The organism is Romboutsia sedimentorum (assembly GCF_030131845.1).
GTDB classification, from domain to species: domain Bacteria; phylum Bacillota; class Clostridia; order Peptostreptococcales; family Peptostreptococcaceae; genus Romboutsia_D; species Romboutsia_D sedimentorum.
The window spans coordinates 46,488-65,096 of sequence record NZ_JASKYM010000008.1 but is presented as its reverse complement, the minus strand read 5'-3'; the positions used below and the strand labels follow the sequence as shown (position 1 = coordinate 65,096).

General features: G+C 28.1%; 15 protein-coding genes and 1 riboswitch. Of the genes, 13 read left to right on the top strand and 2 right to left on the bottom strand.

What is annotated here, in order from left to right; translation table 11 throughout:
- Positions 1 to 83: 83 nt before the first annotated feature.
- The 11 genes from QOZ84_RS13125 to QOZ84_RS13075 all read left to right on the top strand — a co-directional run bounded on the left by QOZ84_RS13125 (position 84) and on the right by QOZ84_RS13075 (position 13,901).
- Complete coding sequence (locus QOZ84_RS13125) at positions 84 to 1,082, top strand: ABC transporter substrate-binding protein (RefSeq protein WP_284133407.1); 999 nt, start codon at positions 84 to 86, stop codon at positions 1,080 to 1,082.
- A gap of 1 nt (position 1,083) precedes the next feature.
- Entirely contained in the window at positions 1,084 to 1,959 is an 876-nt protein-coding gene (locus QOZ84_RS13120) for an ABC transporter permease (RefSeq protein ID WP_284133406.1), read from the top strand.
- On the top strand, positions 1,952 to 2,746 hold the full coding sequence (locus QOZ84_RS13115; RefSeq protein ID WP_284133405.1) for an ABC transporter ATP-binding protein: 795 nt from the start codon (positions 1,952 to 1,954) through the stop codon (positions 2,744 to 2,746). Before QOZ84_RS13120 ends, QOZ84_RS13115 begins: the two co-directional genes overlap by 8 nt.
- A gap of 1,042 nt (positions 2,747 to 3,788) precedes the next feature.
- Positions 3,789 to 3,949: riboswitch (M-box (ykoK) riboswitch) on the top strand.
- 363 nt (positions 3,950 to 4,312) lie between these two features.
- Positions 4,313 to 7,009, top strand: coding sequence for a magnesium-translocating P-type ATPase (gene mgtA / locus QOZ84_RS13110; RefSeq protein WP_284133404.1), 2,697 nt, complete (start codon positions 4,313 to 4,315; stop codon positions 7,007 to 7,009).
- Between the two features lie 209 nt (positions 7,010 to 7,218).
- Positions 7,219 to 8,274: an ABC transporter substrate-binding protein gene (locus tag QOZ84_RS13105; protein ID WP_284133403.1), complete on the top strand. Its 1,056-nt coding sequence runs from the start codon at positions 7,219 to 7,221 to the stop codon at positions 8,272 to 8,274.
- A gap of 96 nt (positions 8,275 to 8,370) precedes the next feature.
- Positions 8,371 to 8,538, top strand: a complete 168-nt coding sequence (locus QOZ84_RS13100) for a hypothetical protein (RefSeq protein ID WP_284133402.1) — start codon at positions 8,371 to 8,373, stop codon at positions 8,536 to 8,538.
- A gap of 75 nt (positions 8,539 to 8,613) precedes the next feature.
- A complete protein-coding gene (locus tag QOZ84_RS13095; protein WP_284133401.1) occupies positions 8,614 to 9,060 on the top strand; it encodes a MarR family winged helix-turn-helix transcriptional regulator in 447 nt (148 codons plus the stop codon).
- Between the two features lie 75 nt (positions 9,061 to 9,135).
- A complete protein-coding gene (locus QOZ84_RS13090; RefSeq protein WP_284133400.1) occupies positions 9,136 to 9,741 on the top strand; it encodes a nitroreductase family protein in 606 nt (201 codons plus the stop codon).
- A gap of 248 nt (positions 9,742 to 9,989) precedes the next feature.
- A complete protein-coding gene (brnQ, locus tag QOZ84_RS13085; protein WP_284133399.1) occupies positions 9,990 to 11,306 on the top strand; it encodes a branched-chain amino acid transport system II carrier protein in 1,317 nt (438 codons plus the stop codon).
- 405 nt (positions 11,307 to 11,711) lie between these two features.
- A complete protein-coding gene (locus QOZ84_RS13080; RefSeq protein WP_284133398.1) occupies positions 11,712 to 13,340 on the top strand; it encodes an amidase family protein in 1,629 nt (542 codons plus the stop codon).
- A 216-nt stretch (positions 13,341 to 13,556) separates the two neighbouring features.
- Complete coding sequence (locus QOZ84_RS13075) at positions 13,557 to 13,901, top strand: zinc ribbon domain-containing protein YjdM (RefSeq protein ID WP_284133397.1); 345 nt, start codon at positions 13,557 to 13,559, stop codon at positions 13,899 to 13,901.
- Positions 13,902 to 13,953: 52 nt separating this feature from the next.
- Here QOZ84_RS13075 and QOZ84_RS13070 read toward each other — a convergent pair whose 3' ends face one another.
- Complete coding sequence (locus QOZ84_RS13070; protein WP_284133396.1) at positions 13,954 to 14,907, bottom strand: L-threonine 3-dehydrogenase; 954 nt, start codon at positions 14,905 to 14,907, stop codon at positions 13,954 to 13,956.
- Between the two features lie 31 nt (positions 14,908 to 14,938).
- A complete protein-coding gene (locus tag QOZ84_RS13065; protein ID WP_284133395.1) occupies positions 14,939 to 16,138 on the bottom strand; it encodes a glycine C-acetyltransferase in 1,200 nt (399 codons plus the stop codon).
- A gap of 188 nt (positions 16,139 to 16,326) precedes the next feature.
- Between QOZ84_RS13065 and QOZ84_RS13060 the strand changes: the two genes are divergently transcribed.
- Entirely contained in the window at positions 16,327 to 16,989 is a 663-nt protein-coding gene (locus QOZ84_RS13060) for a YitT family protein (protein ID WP_284133394.1), read from the top strand.
- A gap of 269 nt (positions 16,990 to 17,258) precedes the next feature.
- A complete protein-coding gene (locus QOZ84_RS13055; protein ID WP_284133393.1) occupies positions 17,259 to 18,449 on the top strand; it encodes a MerR family transcriptional regulator in 1,191 nt (396 codons plus the stop codon).
- The last annotated feature ends 160 nt before the right edge of the window (positions 18,450 to 18,609 follow it).

The following is an 18,609-nucleotide window of genomic DNA, read 5'->3' as shown; positions in this document are numbered from 1 at the left end:
TTTTGGCTACAGAAAAATACTATTTAAAAATTTGTTCTATTAATCATATACAAATTAAAATAAAATATCAGGAGGATGGTAGTATGGTAGCGAAAAAAATAATTTTATTAAGTTCAATTCTAGTAAGCATGTCTTTATTTTCAGCATGTTCAAATGGGAAGGTAAATTCTTCATCACAGGAAAAGATGGTGAATATAGGTATATCCCAAATAGCATCTCACCCAGCTTTAGATTTAGCTAGGGAAGGATTCGTAGAAGCTTTAAATTCTAAAGGATTTAAAGATGGAGGAAATCTTAATCTAGAAATACAAAATGCAGAGGGCGATATTGCAACATCTCAGATGATATCTAACAATTTTGCCTCAGATAGCAAGGATTTAATATTTGCTATTGGAACTCCCGCAGCACAGGCAGCTTTTAATACAACGCAGGATATTCCAATTATAACTACAGCGGTAACCGATGCGCTAGAAGCAGGCCTTGTGAAATCTAAGGATAAGTCAGGAACAAATGTTGCAGGAACTAGTGATGCAGTGCCTATAGAAAATCAATTAAAACTTATGCAAGAAATAGTTAAAGATGTGAAAACTATAGGCGTTTTATACAATACTAGTGAGGTAAATTCTGAAATTCAAGTAAATAATTTAAAGAAATTAGCGAAAAAAAATAATATAGAAGTAATTGCAAAGGGTGTAAATAGTGTAAATGATATAAGCCAAGGGTTAGATTCTATCTTAGATAAAATTGATGTTTTATACACACCAGCAGACAATATGATAGCTTCTTCAATGGCAATAATAGCTTCTAAAACAACAGATAAGAAAACACCAATAATTGGAGCGGAAGAAGCTCACGTTCAAGGTGGAGCTTTAATTACAGAAGGTATCAATTACAAAAAACTTGGTTTTGAAGCTGGCCTTATGGCAGTTGAAGTTTTACAAGGAAAAGATATAAAAGAGTTATCTATAAAAACTTTAGAAGAAACAGAACTTGTTATAAATGAAGATACACTTAAAAAGCTTTCTATAAATATTGATGAAGATATAATGAATAGAGCTAAACTTATAAAAGGAGGTAAGTAATATGAACTTCTTTATAGGTACTTTAGAGCAGGGGCTTATCTTTGCTATAGGAGCATTAGGGGTATATATAACTTATACTATATTAGATTTTCCAGATCTATCTGTGGATGGAACATTTAGTTTAGGTGCTGCAATTACTACAGCATTTATATTAAAAGAGATTAATCCATTTTTATCATTGGGATTAGCATTTATAGGAGGAGCTATTGGAGGATTAGTTACTGGAATACTTCATGTGAAATTTAAAATAACGAATCTTTTATCAGGTATCTTAGTTATGATAGGGCTATATTCTATAAACTTAAGGGTAATGGGAAAGGCAAATCTTCCTATGATTAATAAGGCTAATATATTCTCTAGTAATATATCGATAGTGTTAATTTTAGCGTTAATGGTTCTAATAGTTAAATTATTAATGGATATTTTATTTAAAACTAAGTTTGGCTTTATATTAAGAGCTACAGGGGATAATGAAACATTAGTTACTTCCCTTGGAGTAAGCAAAGGAACAATGAAAATATTTGGACTTATGATATCTAATGGACTTGTAGCTTTAAGTGGAGCTATAATGGCGCAATATCAACGATTTTCAGATATATCTATGGGAAATGGATTTATAGTGGTTGCTTTAGCTTCTATTATACTTGGGCAGTCTGTTTTTAAGAATAGTAAGTTGTTAAAAGGAACTACAGTAGTCATAATAGGTGCATTTTTATATAAATTAAGTGTGGGTCTTGCCTTGAATTTAGGCTTCCCGCCAACAGATTTAAAACTAATAACATCATTAATAGTGGTTATTGCGATAGTTATGAATAATAATAATATATTTAATAAATTTAAATTTTCTTTAAGGGAGAGGGGGAATTTAAATGCTTAATATAAAATCCATAAACAAAGGTTTTAACAAAGGGACAATAAATGAAACTAGCATCTTTAATAATTTCAATTTAGAGATAAATAAAGGAGATTTTATAACTATTGTTGGAAGTAATGGAGCAGGAAAATCAACTCTTTTAAATATAATATCTGGTGCTTTAGAGTTAGATTCAGGTAATATAAGTTTAGAAGAAAAAGATATAACTAATTTAAAAGAACACACAAAATCAAGATTTATAAGTAGGGTGTTCCAAGATCCAACTAAGGGAACATCACCATCTATGACTATTTTAGAAAACTTATCTTTGGCAGATAATAAGGGAAGTAGTTTTGGACTTTCTTTAGGAGTTAATAAAAAAAAGATAGAGGAATTTAAAAATCATCTTTCTATATTAAATTTAGGTCTTGAAGATAAGATAGACACAAAGGTAGGAATGTTATCTGGAGGACAAAGGCAAGCTCTTTCGCTACTAATGGCTACTTTAAATACACCAAAGATTTTACTTTTAGATGAGCATACGGCGGCGCTAGATCCAAAGACATCAGAAACTATTATAAACCTTACAAATAGTATAGTTAAAGAAAAAAATATTACAACAATTATGATAACTCACAATTTAAATCATGCTATAGAATTTGGAAATAGATTGCTTATGATGCATAGGGGAGAAACAATTCTTGATATAGGAAAAATAGAAAAGAGTAATTTGACTAAAAATGATCTTATAGAAGAGTTTAATAAAATTACTTTTAAAGAAGAACTTTCAGATAGAATCATGTTTGCTTAATATATTGAGGTTATAAAAATTATTTGATATAATATGTTTTAATAAAAGAATAAGCAGAGGGTTAATACAGCCTTCTGTTTATTCTTTATGTTTTTTTCATTATTTTTAAGATAAAACAAAAATTCTTTAAGTTTAAATTAAGGTATATATGGTATCAGTTTTATGAAACAAATAAAAACTTAGATTATTGTATACGCAGATGTAACGGAGAGTCATATCACAAGTAAGTGATACGGTTTTATATAGAATTTTCTATAAACAGATTATAGCTGAGACCAATAATTACTAAAACACCTCCAACTATTTGATAAATAGAAATATACCTATTAGCTATATAATCTATTAAAACTCCAGGAGAAGTAATGCAAGATGAAGAAGGTATGCAAATAATGAGAGTTCTTGGTAAAAATATGGTAAAGGAATAGCCGTTATAGAAGAATATGAAGGGATAGACTTTATCATAATAAAACAGAGAATAATAGAAGATATTGTAGTAATTAAGTAATTTATAACCCCCTCTCTTTGAGCCAGTTTTACATTTAACATCATATTTATAACTATTGTTATCTCAATTAAAAAAGATAGAAACTTTATGCTTGAAAATTGACTTTAGTATAATATAATGGCATAGTTTGTTAAAAAATTACCAAAAATAATACATCCATGGATTGTGACGTACAAAAATGGCATACAAGCGGCCCAAGTATTATTTTGGTTGGGGAAATCAATAGTAAAGTTGCAAATTAGATAATTAAACATATAAAAACCGAAGATGTTAAGGTAGCAGCACATATAACAAATAATTCTAAATAATTAAATAAAAATAGATAGTATGTAAATGTAAATAAATAATTTTTATTCTTGTCAATATCATGTTATGAGGTGATAAATAATCTGATAGAAAAAGTGAACAATGAGTTACTATTTATTATGTCATCCTTGCATAGGGAGGTATTAATGAACTTTAAAAATGTAAATAATGGATGTATATAGAATACTTGACATAATAGATATATGTATATATTATATAATTTATAAGAATTAAAAATTTCGGTAGGTGAGGTTACCTTAGGGATACGGGTTGCTGCCGCGAAATAGTGGAGACACTATTAGATGGTTAGCAGGATACATCGAACAAGAAGGTGTATTTTAATGCAATTACATTGCCCTAAGAAGCTAAAGCTTGAACGAATTAGATTATTATATTACTTTGTATGTAATTAAAATCCTTGTTCAGCTATAGCTAAACAGGGATTTTTTAATTCCAAAAATTTAATTAGAAAAATAAGTGAGGTGAGAATAGGTGGATTCAAAAAGTGGCAGTTATACATGAATAGATAGTTTTAACTGGGGAAATATATATTTATATAAGATAATAATATTAGGATGTATGATTATTAAAAACTATTATAATTATCAAATGATTGAAACCTATTGTTACCTTATAAAAGTATAAATATTACTCAGTTTTTGATTAGAACTGTTTATATAGTTACCCTATTATAAATAGCATTAATATCTATTCCCGTAATTTATAAAAAACTCGACATATTAGGAGGGAATAACATGAAATTAGGATTCAACAGAGAAAGAGCAACATTAATAAAACAATTAAACAGAGATGAAAGTGTAAAAAAATTGATTAAATCATCATCTTTAGAAATGGATAATTTATTAAAGGAACTTGATACTAATCAAATTGGTTTAACTCAAGAGGATGTAGAAAAAAGAGTTGAGATATATGGCAAAAATGAAATAAAACAATCTGACGAAAATAGTTGGTATAAAAGATTATTTGAAGCATTTATTAATCCATTTACATTAGTTCTTTTTATGTTAGCAATAGTATCTTTTGCGACTGATTTTTTAATAGCAAAGCCACAAGATAGAGATTTAACTACTGTGATAATAATAATAACAATGGTAACATTGAGTGCTGTTTTAAAATTCATACAAGAAGGTAAATCTAGCAATGCTGGTAAAAAACTTAAATCTATGATAAAAACTACGGCAACAGCGCTTAGAGATAATCAAGTGTTAGAAATACCTATCGACGAATTAGTACCTGGAGATATTATAAGATTAGCGGCAGGAGATATGATTCCAGCTGATGTTAGAATAATAAACGCTAAAGATTTATTTATAAGTCAAGCATCCATGACAGGTGAATCTGAACCAGTTGAAAAATTTGCTGATTTATCAGCCTATAAATTAAACGAAAGTAATTATCTAGACTCTCCAAATCTAGCATTTATGGGAACAAATGTTGTAAGTGGCTCAGCAACGGCGGTTGTTGTTGTTACAGGAAATGATACTTGTATAGGTAATATAGCAGATACAATAACAGAAAAGAGAGAATTAACTAGTTTTGATAAAGGAGTAAACTCAGTTAGTTTTGTGCTAATCAAATTTATGGCTATAATGGTCCCTACAGTATTTTTTATAAATGGATTCACAAAAGGAAATTGGTTAGAGGCTTTCTTATTTGCAATATCGATTGCTGTAGGATTAACTCCAGAAATGCTACCAATGATAGTTACGACTAATCTTGCAAAAGGTGCATTAGCAATGGCTAAAAGTAAGACTATAGTTAAAAATTTAAATTCAATACAAAATTTTGGAGCTATAGATGTCTTATGTACTGATAAAACAGGGACTATAACTGAGGATAAAATTATACTAGAAAGACATTTAGATATAGAAGGAAATGAAGATTTAAGAGTATTAAGACATGGATATCTAGTTAGTTACTTCCAAACAGGTCTTAAAAATTTACTTGATGTAGCTATATTAGAACGTGGAGAAGAAGCTGGATTTTCAAATCTTAATGAGGCTTATGAAAAAGTTGATGAAATACCTTTTGATTTTAATAGACGTAGAATGTCTGTTGTTTTACAAAATAAAAATAAAAAAACACAACTTATAACAAAGGGTGCAGTTGAAGAGATGTTAGACATATCTACATTTGCAGAATATAAAGGGCAAGTTGTAGAACTTACAGAATCTATTAAACAAGAAATTTTTAAAACTGTTGATAAATTAAACCAAAGTGGTATGAGAGTTATAGCAGTAGCTCAAAAAACTAATCCTTCACCAGAAGGTGTATTTTCAGTTAAAGATGAGAGTGATATGGTTCTTATGGGATATATAGGATTTTTAGATCCGCCTAAGGAGTCTTCAGCGGAAGCGATAAAAACTTTAAATGAGTATGGTGTAGATGTAAAAGTTCTTACTGGTGATAATGAGAAGGTTACTATACATGTATGTGATAAAGTTGGAATAGATGTAAATAATATACTTTTAGGCCATCAGGTAGAAGTTATGACTGATGAAGATTTAAAAATTGAAGTAGAAAGAACTAATGTATTTGCAAAGTTATCACCTCAGCAAAAATCTAGGATAGTTTCAATTCTAAGAAGTAACGGGCATGTAGTTGGATTTATGGGGGATGGTATGAATGATGCTCCTGCTATGAAAAAAGCTGATATAGGTATTTCAGTAGATACGGCTGTTGACATAGCTAAAGAATCAGCAGATGTTATCTTATTAGAAAAAGACTTAATGGTATTAGAAAGAGGTATAGTTCAAGGAAGAAAAACTTTTGCAAATATAATTAAATATATAAAGATGACAGCTAGTTCTAACTTCGGTAATATGTTTAGTGTTTTAGTAGCGAGTGCATTACTTCCATTTTTACCTATGTTGCCTGTTCAATTATTGGTACTAAACTTAATATATGACATATCATGCATATCGATTCCTTGGGATAATGTGGATGAAGATTTCTTGAAAGTTCCACGTAAGTGGGATGCAAGTTCTATTGGAAGCTTTATGAAATGGATAGGACCTACAAGTTCAGTGTTTGATATAACTACCTACATCTTGATGTTTTTCGTTATATGTCCTATGGTATGTGGAGGAAGTTACTGGTCACCAAATGTTGATAAAACATTATTTATGATGGTGTTTAATGCAGGTTGGTTTATAGAATCTTTATGGTCTCAAACACTAGTTATTCATATGATTAGAACTCCAAAGATACCATTTATACAAAGTAGAGCATCTATGCCCCTTACTATATTTACAACTATAGGAGTATTAGTAGGAACTATTATACCATATACTCCTTTTGGACTTAAATTAGGTATGTATCCTATGCCACCTATATATTTTGCATGGTTATTATTAACTATAGTAGGTTATATGCTTTTAGTTACATTAATAAAGAAAGTATATATAAGAAAATACGGAGAATTATTATAAGAGTTTAAATTATAAGAGGCTGTTTCAAAATGAAAAATTTTATTTTGAGATATCCTCTTTTATTATTTTATTATTAAATTACATTTATATTTTATCACCAGCTGCAGTGGCAGATGATAGAATAAAATGGGAAATTATAAGGTAAATTAGATTGACCACTACTAGTTTGGGTATTAGAAGAATTGTATAATAAAGAAAGGAATTAACGTATGAAAAAATCATTTAAATTATTGAGTTTATCAATTTGTATTGTAATAATGGGGGTATTCTCTGTAGGATGTAGTAAAGATTCTTCTGAAGAAATAAACTTTTTTAACTATGGAGAAAATATAGATAAAGAAACTGTAAAAGAATTTGAGAAGCAATATGGTATAAAAGTTAATATTGAAGCTTTTGATGATATGGAAACAATGTATCAAAAGGTTAGTAACAAAGGAGTAAAATATGATGTTATTTTAGTATCTGATGCTTTAATGCCAAGAATGATTAAAAAAAATCTTGTTCAAGAACTAAACAAAGATAATATACCTAATATATCTCAAATGTATGAAGATTACTTAAATCTAGAAATAGATTCAGGTAATAAGTATTCAGTTCCTTATATGTTTGGAACAGTAGGACTTATTTATAATAAAGATTTAGTGACAGAAGAAGTAGATAGTTGGGATATATTATGGAATGAGAAATATAAAGATAAAATTTTTATGTTTGATACTTATAGAGATACAATGGGAGCAACTTTAAAGAAGCTTGGATATTCTTTAAATTCAACTAATCCAAAAGAGATTGAAGAAGCTAAAGAATTACTATTAAATCAAAGAAAATTAGTAGATCCAATATATGGTGTTGATAATGGAACTACAATGATTCCATCAGGAGAATCTGATATAAACATGATATGGTCTGGAGAGGGGTTAAATCTTCAAGATGAATATCCTAACTTAGCTTATGTAGTACCTAAGGAAGGTGCAAACTTCTGGATTGATAGCTTATGTATACCTTATAATGCTAAAAATGTTGAAGGAGCTGAAAAGTTCATAAACTTCGTAAGTGATAAGGAAAGTGCATTAAGAATAGCTGATGAAATAGGGTATACAACTCCAAATAGAGAAGCAAGATTAGAACAACCAGAGGAAGTTAGAAATAATCCTAATGCATATATGTCTAAAGAAATAATGGATAGATGTGAAATCTATGTTGATTTACCTATGGATGTTAAAAAATTATATGATAATGCATGGATAAACATAAAATCAAATAATTAAAAAAAATAATGAAAAGCTAATAAATAAGCTAGGTAGAGTAAATAGAAGTTACTTTATTTAGCTTATTTTATTGCAAAAAAATTTATGGATGACAGAATGATTAAATTGAAATATAATTATCGCACAAGATTAATCGTATACGATAATGCAACTTATACAGATAGAGCACTTAGACAAAATGCACTATCAGTAGTATTTGAAAATAAAGGTCTAGCAAAAGAAAATGAGACTATATATTTATCAATTCACAGTCAGAAAGTTTAACTTCATTAAGAGAAAATAGAGTTATGAAGTTATAGTAAAAAAATCTAGTAACGGTTTAAAATAGGAGGATGTAATATGTACGAAAATTTAAAATTAGAAAATCAACTTTGTTTCAAGATATACTCTGTATCAAAGAGCATAGTTAGAATATATGGACCTTTATTAAAGGAGATAGATTTAACTTATCCACAGTATCTAGCAATGATGGTGCTATGGGAACACAAGAAGCTGCCTTTCAAAGAGATAAGTTCAAAGTTAAAGATGAAGACTGGTACATTAACTCCTATTCTAAGTAAATTAGAAGGCAGTGGATATTTAGAACGAATTAAAGATGAAAATGATGATAGAAAAATCTATATCTCTATTACTCAAAAAGGATTAGAGATTGAAGATAGAGCTAAAGATATTCCTAAAAGAATAGCCGAAGATCTTAATTTAGAGGAAAAAGATTATCAAAAATATCTACAGGAATTTGACGATTTAGCAAATAAATTAGATTGTATAGAAGAATATATTAAATAAATACAAAATAAAGCGAGTGTAGAACTAATAAAAAATTAAGTATAGATTCTATGACTTATGCATGGAGAATTTAAAATGGAAATAAAAGAGCAGTGGATTGAATCTGTAAAATATAGAACATCAAGAAGGACATATATATGTAAGCCCTTAGAAAATAGAGATGTAAATGAGCTTAAAAAATTAATTGATAAAATAAATAAAGAAAGTAATCTAAACTTTCAATTTATAGAAGATTGTTTAAAACTTTTCAAAGGATTTTCAGCATCTTATGGAATGATAAAGGGACTAAATTCATGTATAGCATTAGTAGGGAATATAAACATAGATAATTATAAAAATAAAGTTGGATACTATGGTGAGATGTTAGTACTAGAATCAAATCATATGAATCTAGGAACATGCTGGATAGGTGGTACTTATGATAAAAAAGAATGTAAAAAATACTTAGATATAAAGCAAGATGAAGAACTAATCTGTGTAATAGCAGTTGGTAATGTTTTAGAGAATAAAAGTATAAGGGAAAAACTAATATCTAAAATGAATAAAGGGAAAAAATGTTTTGACCAAATTTTATTAGAAAGAGATGTTGATTCAATACATAACTGGTTAAAAGAGGGAATTAATTTCGTAACAAAAGCACCTTCTGCATTAAATAAGCAACCAGTTGGATATTCACCTTAGACTGTATTGCTTACAGCACTACTTGGTAGTATTGGGTTATCTATGATTTTTAATAAATGTCCTAGATACTTCCTTTTTATTATATTAATTTTTGAAGTATACCTTGCAAATATTGATATAATATATGAATTAAATTGAGAAATGCTAAGATTGTGTTAAATATTTTGAAAATTGTTGCAATTTAGAATGAAAAACTATACAATTACTTCAATATAGGAAATGCTTATAAATTTTTATAGGGGGTTTATATGAAAAAACAATATCTAGATACAGTAGTTGTAGGATTTGCCTTATTTGCCATGTTCTTTGGTGCTGGGAACTTAATATTTCCACCATACTTAGGGCTAGTATCAGGTAACCAGTGGTTACTAGGGTTTAGCGGATTTGTTATAGCAGACGTTGGATTAGCTTTATTAGCAATATTAGCAGCAGCAAAATGTCAAGGTGACATAAGCAAGGTTTTAGGTAGAAGTGGAAAAGTTCTATCTAGAATATTAGCAGCATCAATCATGATTTGTTTAGGACCACTTTTAGCAATACCTAGAACAGGAGCAACAACATTTGAAATGGGTGTGGCACCTATTATTGGAGGATTTAGTCCAATATTATTTTCAGTAATATTTTTTGGTTTAACGCTTGTGCTTACAATAAAACCATCTAAAGTTGTAGACATAATAGGTCAATACTTAACACCGGCATTATTAATTGCATTAATATTTTTAATTGTTATGGGAATTGTATCACCACTTGGAGATTTAAATCAACCAGCAGTAATAGAGGGAATATTTGCAGAAGGAGTTAAACAAGGATATCAAACAATGGATCCATTAGGTGCAATAGCTTTATCAGCTGTAGTAATAATATCGCTTGGACAAAAGGGGTATACTAAGGAATCTGATAAAATTAAGTTAACATTACAAGCAGGTCTTGTTGCAGGGGTAGCTTTATTCATAGTATATGGAGGACTTGCATATTTAGGATCTACAGTTGCACATCAGTTTAAGGGTATAAACCCAGCTGATATAAATCAAACATCATTAATAGTAAATATAACAGAACAGTTATTAGGTCAACCAGGAAAAATAGTATTAGCATTAATAGTAGGATTAGCTTGCTTAACAACATCTATAGGTCTTGTTTCAGCAACAGGTCAATATTTTGCTAAGATTTCTAATGGAAAGGTAAAATATGAAACTATAGTAATTGGTGTATGTATATTTAGCGCAGTAGTAGCAAACTTTGGTGTTAGTACAATAATAAAATTCTCAGCACCGATATTAACAGTTATTTATCCAGCTACAATAGTATTAGTGTTAATGACATTATTTAATAAACAGATTAAAAATGATAATGCATTTAAATGGGCTACATATGTAGCTTTAGTAGTAAGTATACTTACAGTTGTTGATGGTATGGGAATCAAAATGTCATTTATACATAAATTACCTTTTGATGGGATAGGATTTAACTGGATAATTCCAGTTTTAATTGGTGGTATAGTAGGTAATTTCATACCATCAAAAAATAATATAGATTATAATAGTAAGAATGAACAAATAATGTAAATATATCAAAAAATAATATATATTAATTAGAATTAACAATATATCTAATATATAAAATAAGAACCGTATCACTTTATTGTGATACGGTTCTTATTTTATATAAAAACTATAAAAGTAATATTTTGAATTAATTAGGATATCTAATATGTTTAAAATTATATATAAAATACGTATTATAACAATATATAAATTATCATAATATATAAATTATCATAATATAAATTGGAAATTAAATAACATTTTAATTATACAAACACAAAATAATTGTTTGTTTAAGATATTTTGTGTATGAATTAAGAAATTTTAAAGATGTATGCATATATAATATCAAAAAGAGAATTATAAAATTAAAAATGTATTTAACATAACTATTAAATTAAAAATATTAGTATGAGGAGACATATTATGAAGAAATTTTTAATATACGCAATATCCATAATTGCAGTAATTTCAGTAGTTATAGTATTAAATTTTCAAAAAATAACTACAAAATACATTACTCATGTAATGGAAGAGCAAGTTTCAGATCAGGTGAAATATCAATATGATGATGAAAAAACTACTAAACTAAAAAATAAAATTAATATAGATCAATTTAAAAGTGAACTTACAAAAATGGATGATGCTAGATTTAAAAGTATCGATAAATTAGTAGTAAATGCAAATATAAAAGATATACAAAATATGTATGATATAAAACAAATTACTTGTGAAGAATTAGTTACATATTATTTAAAGAAAATTGAAAAATATGATATAAATAAACTTAACTCAATAATAGAATTAAATCCTGATGTAATTAAAATTGCAAAAGAAAAAGATTCAGGAGAGAAAAAAGGAAAATTATATGGGATTCCAATAACTTTAAAAGGAAATATAGGAACTGCGGACAAAATGCACACTACTGCAGGTGCATATGCTTTAAAAGATTCTGTTTTAGACAAAGATTCTTTTGTTGCACAAAAACTAAGAGAAGAAGGAGCTATTATACTAGGAAAAACTAACCTTAGTGAATGGGCAAATTATATGTCTGATAAGTCATCTAGTGGGTATTCAGCATTAGGAGGCCAAACACACAATGCTTATGGAAAATATGATGTAGGTGGGTCAAGTTCAGGATCAGCAGCTTCTGTTGCGGGCGGATTTTCAGTAGCTTCTATAGGAACTGAAACTGCTGGATCAATGATATATCCTTCAAGCCAAAATTCAGTTGTTGGAATAAAGCCTTCGATAGGATTAGTAAGTAGAGACAGAATAATCCCAATAGTAAAAGTACAAGATACAGCAGGTATAGTAGCAAGGAATGTTGACGATACAGCTTTAATACTTGAAGCTATATCTGGATATGATGCAAATGATGTTGATACAAAAGAAGCAGAACAGTATAAAGAATATTATACTAAATATATAGATGAAAACTCTGTAAAAGGTCTTAAAGTAGCAATTATTAAACCTTTAGGAGCCAGAAATGAAGAGCTTGATATTCTAAAAAGGATAGGAAAAGAATTTAAAGATATGGGAGCGAAAGTAATAGAAACTAAATTCTCAGATGAAGCTAATAATATAGAAATGAGTAAAGCGCTAGAGGTTGGTTTTAAGTATGATATTAACAAATATCTTAAAATGGCAAAAGTTAAGGGAATTAATGAGTTAAAGGACATAGTCGAATTTAATAAAAAAGATTTAGATAATAGAGCACCTTATGGTCAAGAGTTATTAGAAAATTCATTAGAAGACAAGACTTCTATTGAAGAATATGAAAAATTAATTAATAAAAATAGAGAAAAAGCTAGTAAAGTTATAGATGATGTATTAAAAAATGCAGATGTTATAATATCATTAAGCAATCAAACATCTATGGTATATGCACCAGCAGGATATCCAGCACTTACTGTACCAGCAGGATATAAAACTACTGGAGAGCCAATAGGGGTTACATTTGTAGGATCTAAATTCCAAGAAGGTAAATTAATAAAAATAGCAAACATATATGAAGATAATACTAAGCATAGAAAAGATCCAAATTTAAAATAAAAATCAGTAAATATATTTACTAAATTTTAAAATACGTCCTAATGTATAATAATATATTAGGACGTATTTATATATAAAAAATCAGTTCACAAATTTATGAAGAATATTGATTGAAATTTGTCAACATAACGAGAATATGATATTATATAATTCTATAATAAGTTCTCTATAGCTCATAAAAGGGAATTGAAAATAATGAACGGAGGAAATATAATTATGGAAAATTTACCAAATTGCCCGAAATGTAATTCAGAATACACTTATGAAGATGGAAGTCTTCTTGTCTGTCCAGAATGTTCTCATGAATGGTCTTTAGAATCAGGAAATGGTGAAGATACAGACGTTATAAAAGATGCAAACGGAAATATATTAAATGATGGAGATGCTGTAACAGTAATCAAAGACCTTAAAGTAAAAGGAAGTTCATCATCTATAAAAATAGGAACAAAAGTTAAGAGTATACGTTTAGTTCCTGGTGCATCTGATGGACATGATATAGAATGTAAAATAGATGGCTTCGGAGCTATTAAATTAAAATCTAGTGTTGTTAAAAAAGCGTAGTGTTACGTTTTAAATAAAAAAAATCCCCATATCAATAGATACGGGGATTTTTTTAGTTACAACCAATTCCTTTAATTTTTAATTTTTCTAACATATCAATGGTCATTTTACTTAAATCATAATTAACTTTAAAACCCCATTCATTTATAGCACATGTTGGATCAATAGAATTAGGCCAAGATTCTGCAATTGATTGGCGTATTGGATCTACATTATACCCAAACTCAAATTCAGGGATATGTTTTTTTATTTCATTAGAAATTTCATCTGGATCAAAGTTCATGGCTGTTATATTAAATGCATTTCTATGAATTAATTTAGAACTATCAGCCTCAATTAAATCAACTATAGCATCAAGTGCATCTGGCATATACATCATATCCATTTGAGTCCCTTTAGCTATAAATGAATCATATTTTTTGTTTTTTAAGGCTTCATAGTATATATCAACAGCATAATCTGTAGTTCCACCTCCAGGAGGCGTTACATATGATATTAAACCAGGGAATCTAACACCTCTAGTATCTACTTTAAACTTGTTGAAATAATAATCACACAGTAATTCTCCAGCTACTTTAGTGACGCCATACATAGTGCTAGGTCTTTGTAGAGTATCTTGTGGAGTTAAATTTTTAGGAGAATTAGAACCAAATGCGGCTATAGAACTAGGTGTAAATAATTTACAGTTAAGTTCTTTACAAACTTCTAATACATTACTCAATCCACCCATATTAAGTTTCCAAGCAAATTGTGGATTTTGTTCACCTATAGCAGAAAGTAAAGAAGCTAAATGAATTATTGTATCTACATTATATTTCTTTGCAATTGAAGCCATAGAGTTAATATCCATAACATCGAGTGTTTCAAATAAACCATTATTTATAATTTCACTAGTAGAACGTATATCAGTAGCAACAACATTATCAACACCGTATTCACTTCTAAGTTTTGAAGTTAGTTCTGACCCAATTTGACCAGAAGCTCCAGTAATAAGGACTTTTTTCATCTATTTTCCTCCTAATAAATTAAAATAAAAATTATATTATTTCTAATTCTTTTCCAACTTTTTCATAAATAGCTAAAGCTCCATCAAGCATTTCTTTTGTATGGGAGGCTGTTGGCATATTTCTAACTCTTCCACTTCCTTTTGGAACAGTAGGAAAAACTATAGATTTAGCATAAACACCTTCTTCTAAAAGTCTTTTACTAAATAATTGAGTTTTAGTTTCATCACCTATTATGCAAGGAGTTATAGGTGTTTCGCTTTTGCCTATATTAAAACCTAAAGATTTTAAACCTTCTTTTAAATAATTTCCATTTTCCCATACTTTATTAACTAAATAATCATTTTTCATAAGAATATTTATAGATTTTGTACAAGCAGCAGCAGATCCAGGAGTTAAAGATGTTGAAAATAAGAAAGGTCTACCTCTGACTTTTAACCAATCAATAAGATCTTTTGAGCCAGCAACATACCCACCTACTACTCCAATAGCTTTAGATAAAGTTCCAATTTGAAAATCGATTTTATCAGACAAGCCAAAATGTTTACATGTTCCAGCGCCATTACCAGTAACTCCTGATCCATGAGCATCATCAACATATGTAATTAAATCAAATTCTTGAGCTATTTCAACAATTTCTGGCAACTTAGCAATATCACCATCCATAGAAAAAACTCCATCAGTAATGACCATAATTTTATTATATTGATTACTTTCTTTAGCTAGCTTAGCTTTTTCTTTCAAATCATTCATATCTGAATGTTTATATCTTATGACTTTAGATCCGCATAATCTACAACCATCTATTATTGATGCGTGGTTTAATTCATCAGATAAAATGGCATCATTTTTGTCCATGACAGCGGATATAGCACCCATATTACAATTAAATCCTGATTGGAATGCGATAGCAGATTCTGTTCCTTTGAACTTAGCAATAGTAGACTCAAGAATATCGTGAACTTCAAGAGTACCATTTATAGTTCTTACAGCTCCAGCTCCTGTACCATATTTATTAGTTGCATCAATTTCAGCTTTTTTTAATCTATCATCTGTAGCTAAACCTAAATAATTATTAGATGATAAATTTATTAAATTTTTATCGTTTATTTTTATAATTGGACCATTAGAGCTTTGAAGTGAATCTATTTTGTTATAAAGTCCATTTGACTTTAATTCTGTTAGATTTTTTGATAGAAATTTGGATAAAGACTTATTTTCAGAACCATACATAGTAATGTAAATCACCCCTCTAATTAGTAACTTTCATATATAAGGATTGTCATAAAACATTAGCAATAAGACTGTTTTTATTGATTAAATGTATTTTAAATAGTATTATATATGATATATATGTATGTTTTAAGCTAAGAAATAATTCGAAATTTAATAATCATATCAAAGGAAAAGGAATGAAGACAATGGAAAAAATTAATAAGGCAAATATATTAAAAGATTACGTGCTAATAACAATAGGAGTTGTTTTAGTTGCTTTTGGAATACAATATTTTTATGCCCCTAATGAAATAGCAGGTGGTGGATTAAGTGGTATAGCTATAGTAATAAACTACTATATACCTCAGTTATCGATGGGAACTATAATATTTATAGGTAATCTAATATTATTTACAATCTCATTTATATTAATAGGTGGAGATTTTGGATTCAAAACGATATACGCAAGTATTATGTTATCAGTTGCTATGGATATTATGCAAAAAGTATTCCATTCATATGCATTAACAAATAATATGATATTAGCGGTGTTGTTAGGAACAGTAGTATGCTCTATAGGATTAGCAATCGCATTTTCAATAAATGCATCTACAGGTGGAACAGATATACTTGCGAAAATATTAAATAAATATACAAACTTTAACATAGGAGTATCGTTATTAGTGGTAGATTTACTTGTTGTTATATTTGGAGGATTTACTTTTGGTTTAGGAAAAGGTGTATATTCTTTAATGGCAGTTGTAATTAATGGACTAACAATAGACTTCTTAATAGCAAGAATAGAAAAGAAAAGAAAAGAAAAAGAAGAGAATAAGGATGAAGTATTAAAGCCTCAACAAGTTCAATAAATTTCAAAATTCCACATAAAACGAAAAATACTGCCAAAAATAGGTGGTATTTTTTATTTTATGACAAAAAGTGATGATATAATATAAAATAAATAGTTTTAATTAATTTTTTTAAAAGGGTAAAAACTTTATAAAATAAAGAGGAAATAAGATTTTAAAAGCCAAAATATTATTTTTTAAGGAACTTAATAAAATTTAAAAATACTTATTGACCATTACGTAACGTAATCTTATAAAATGATATTAGGCAATAACTTGGGGGAGATATAGTGAAAGAAAAAAATTTATACACTACAGGTGAATTTGCTAAAATGGCTGGGGTGACAATAAGAACCATTAGATACTATGATGCTAAAGGTATACTTAAGCCATCACATCATAATAGCTCAGGTCATCGATTATACTCAAATGAGGATTTTATAAAGCTAAAGAAAATATTAGCTCTAAAATACTTAGGTCTATCATTAGACGAAGTTATGAACACTGAATTATATAGTTTTGAAAAAGATGATATGGTGAATTCTTTGAAATTACAAAAAAATATTATCAAAAACAAAATAAATCATATGAAAACAGTGTTAAATGCCATAGAGACAGCAGAAGTTAGTATTCAAAAGGATGAAGACTTAGACTGGAACAAAACGATAGACATAATAAAAATCCTAGAAAATGAAAAAGAATTATTGCAACAATATGTAGATTCATCAAACTTAAATGCTAATGTTAAACTGCAAGATAGATTTAGTTCTAATAAGCATGGATGGTACAACTGGACATTTAATAATATAAAATTAAGAAAAAAGAGTAAGGTTTTAGAAATAGGATGTGGAAATGGAGCTTTATGGGCTAAAAATATAGAAAGTCTAAATGATAAAGTAGAAGTAACTTTAACTGATGTCTGCCAAGATATGATTAATGATGCAAAGCTTAATTTAGATGGATATAATAAAAAATTTAATTTCAAAATAGTAGATCCAAATAATATTGCATATGAAGATGAAAGTTTTGACATAATAATAGCTAACCACATATTATTTTATATGAATGATTTAGATAAAGTTCTTTCTGAGATAAAAAGGGTTCTAAAAGTAGGAGGGCGTTTTTATTGTTCGACTATTGGCGGTGACCATATGAAAGAGTTAGAAGAGCTTATGATAAAATTTAATAGCAATATAAAAATTTCTGAAGAAAAACTTTCGAATAAATTTGGATTAGATAATGGGGAATATATATTACAGAAATACTTTACCGATATACATAAACATTTGTATAAAGATGAGTTAGTAGTAAATGATACAAAAGGTATACTAGAATATATATATTCAATACCAGGTAACATTTTAGAAGTAATAGATACTAAGAAAAAAGAGTTTGAAGTTTATATTGATAAGAATATACAACAAAATGGCGCAATTAACATAACTAATAGTAACGGGCTGTTTGAAAGCATAAAAAGGTAAGACTTTAGTTGGTTTTTAATGAAATTTATATTTTATATTTTGTAGAATAGAAGTTAAAGCGTAGATTTAAAAAAACGTTTTCAATGTTAAAATATAATCAAAAAATATATTTAATACTTAAATAAATATATATTGATTAATATAAGAAATATTGGGAAAA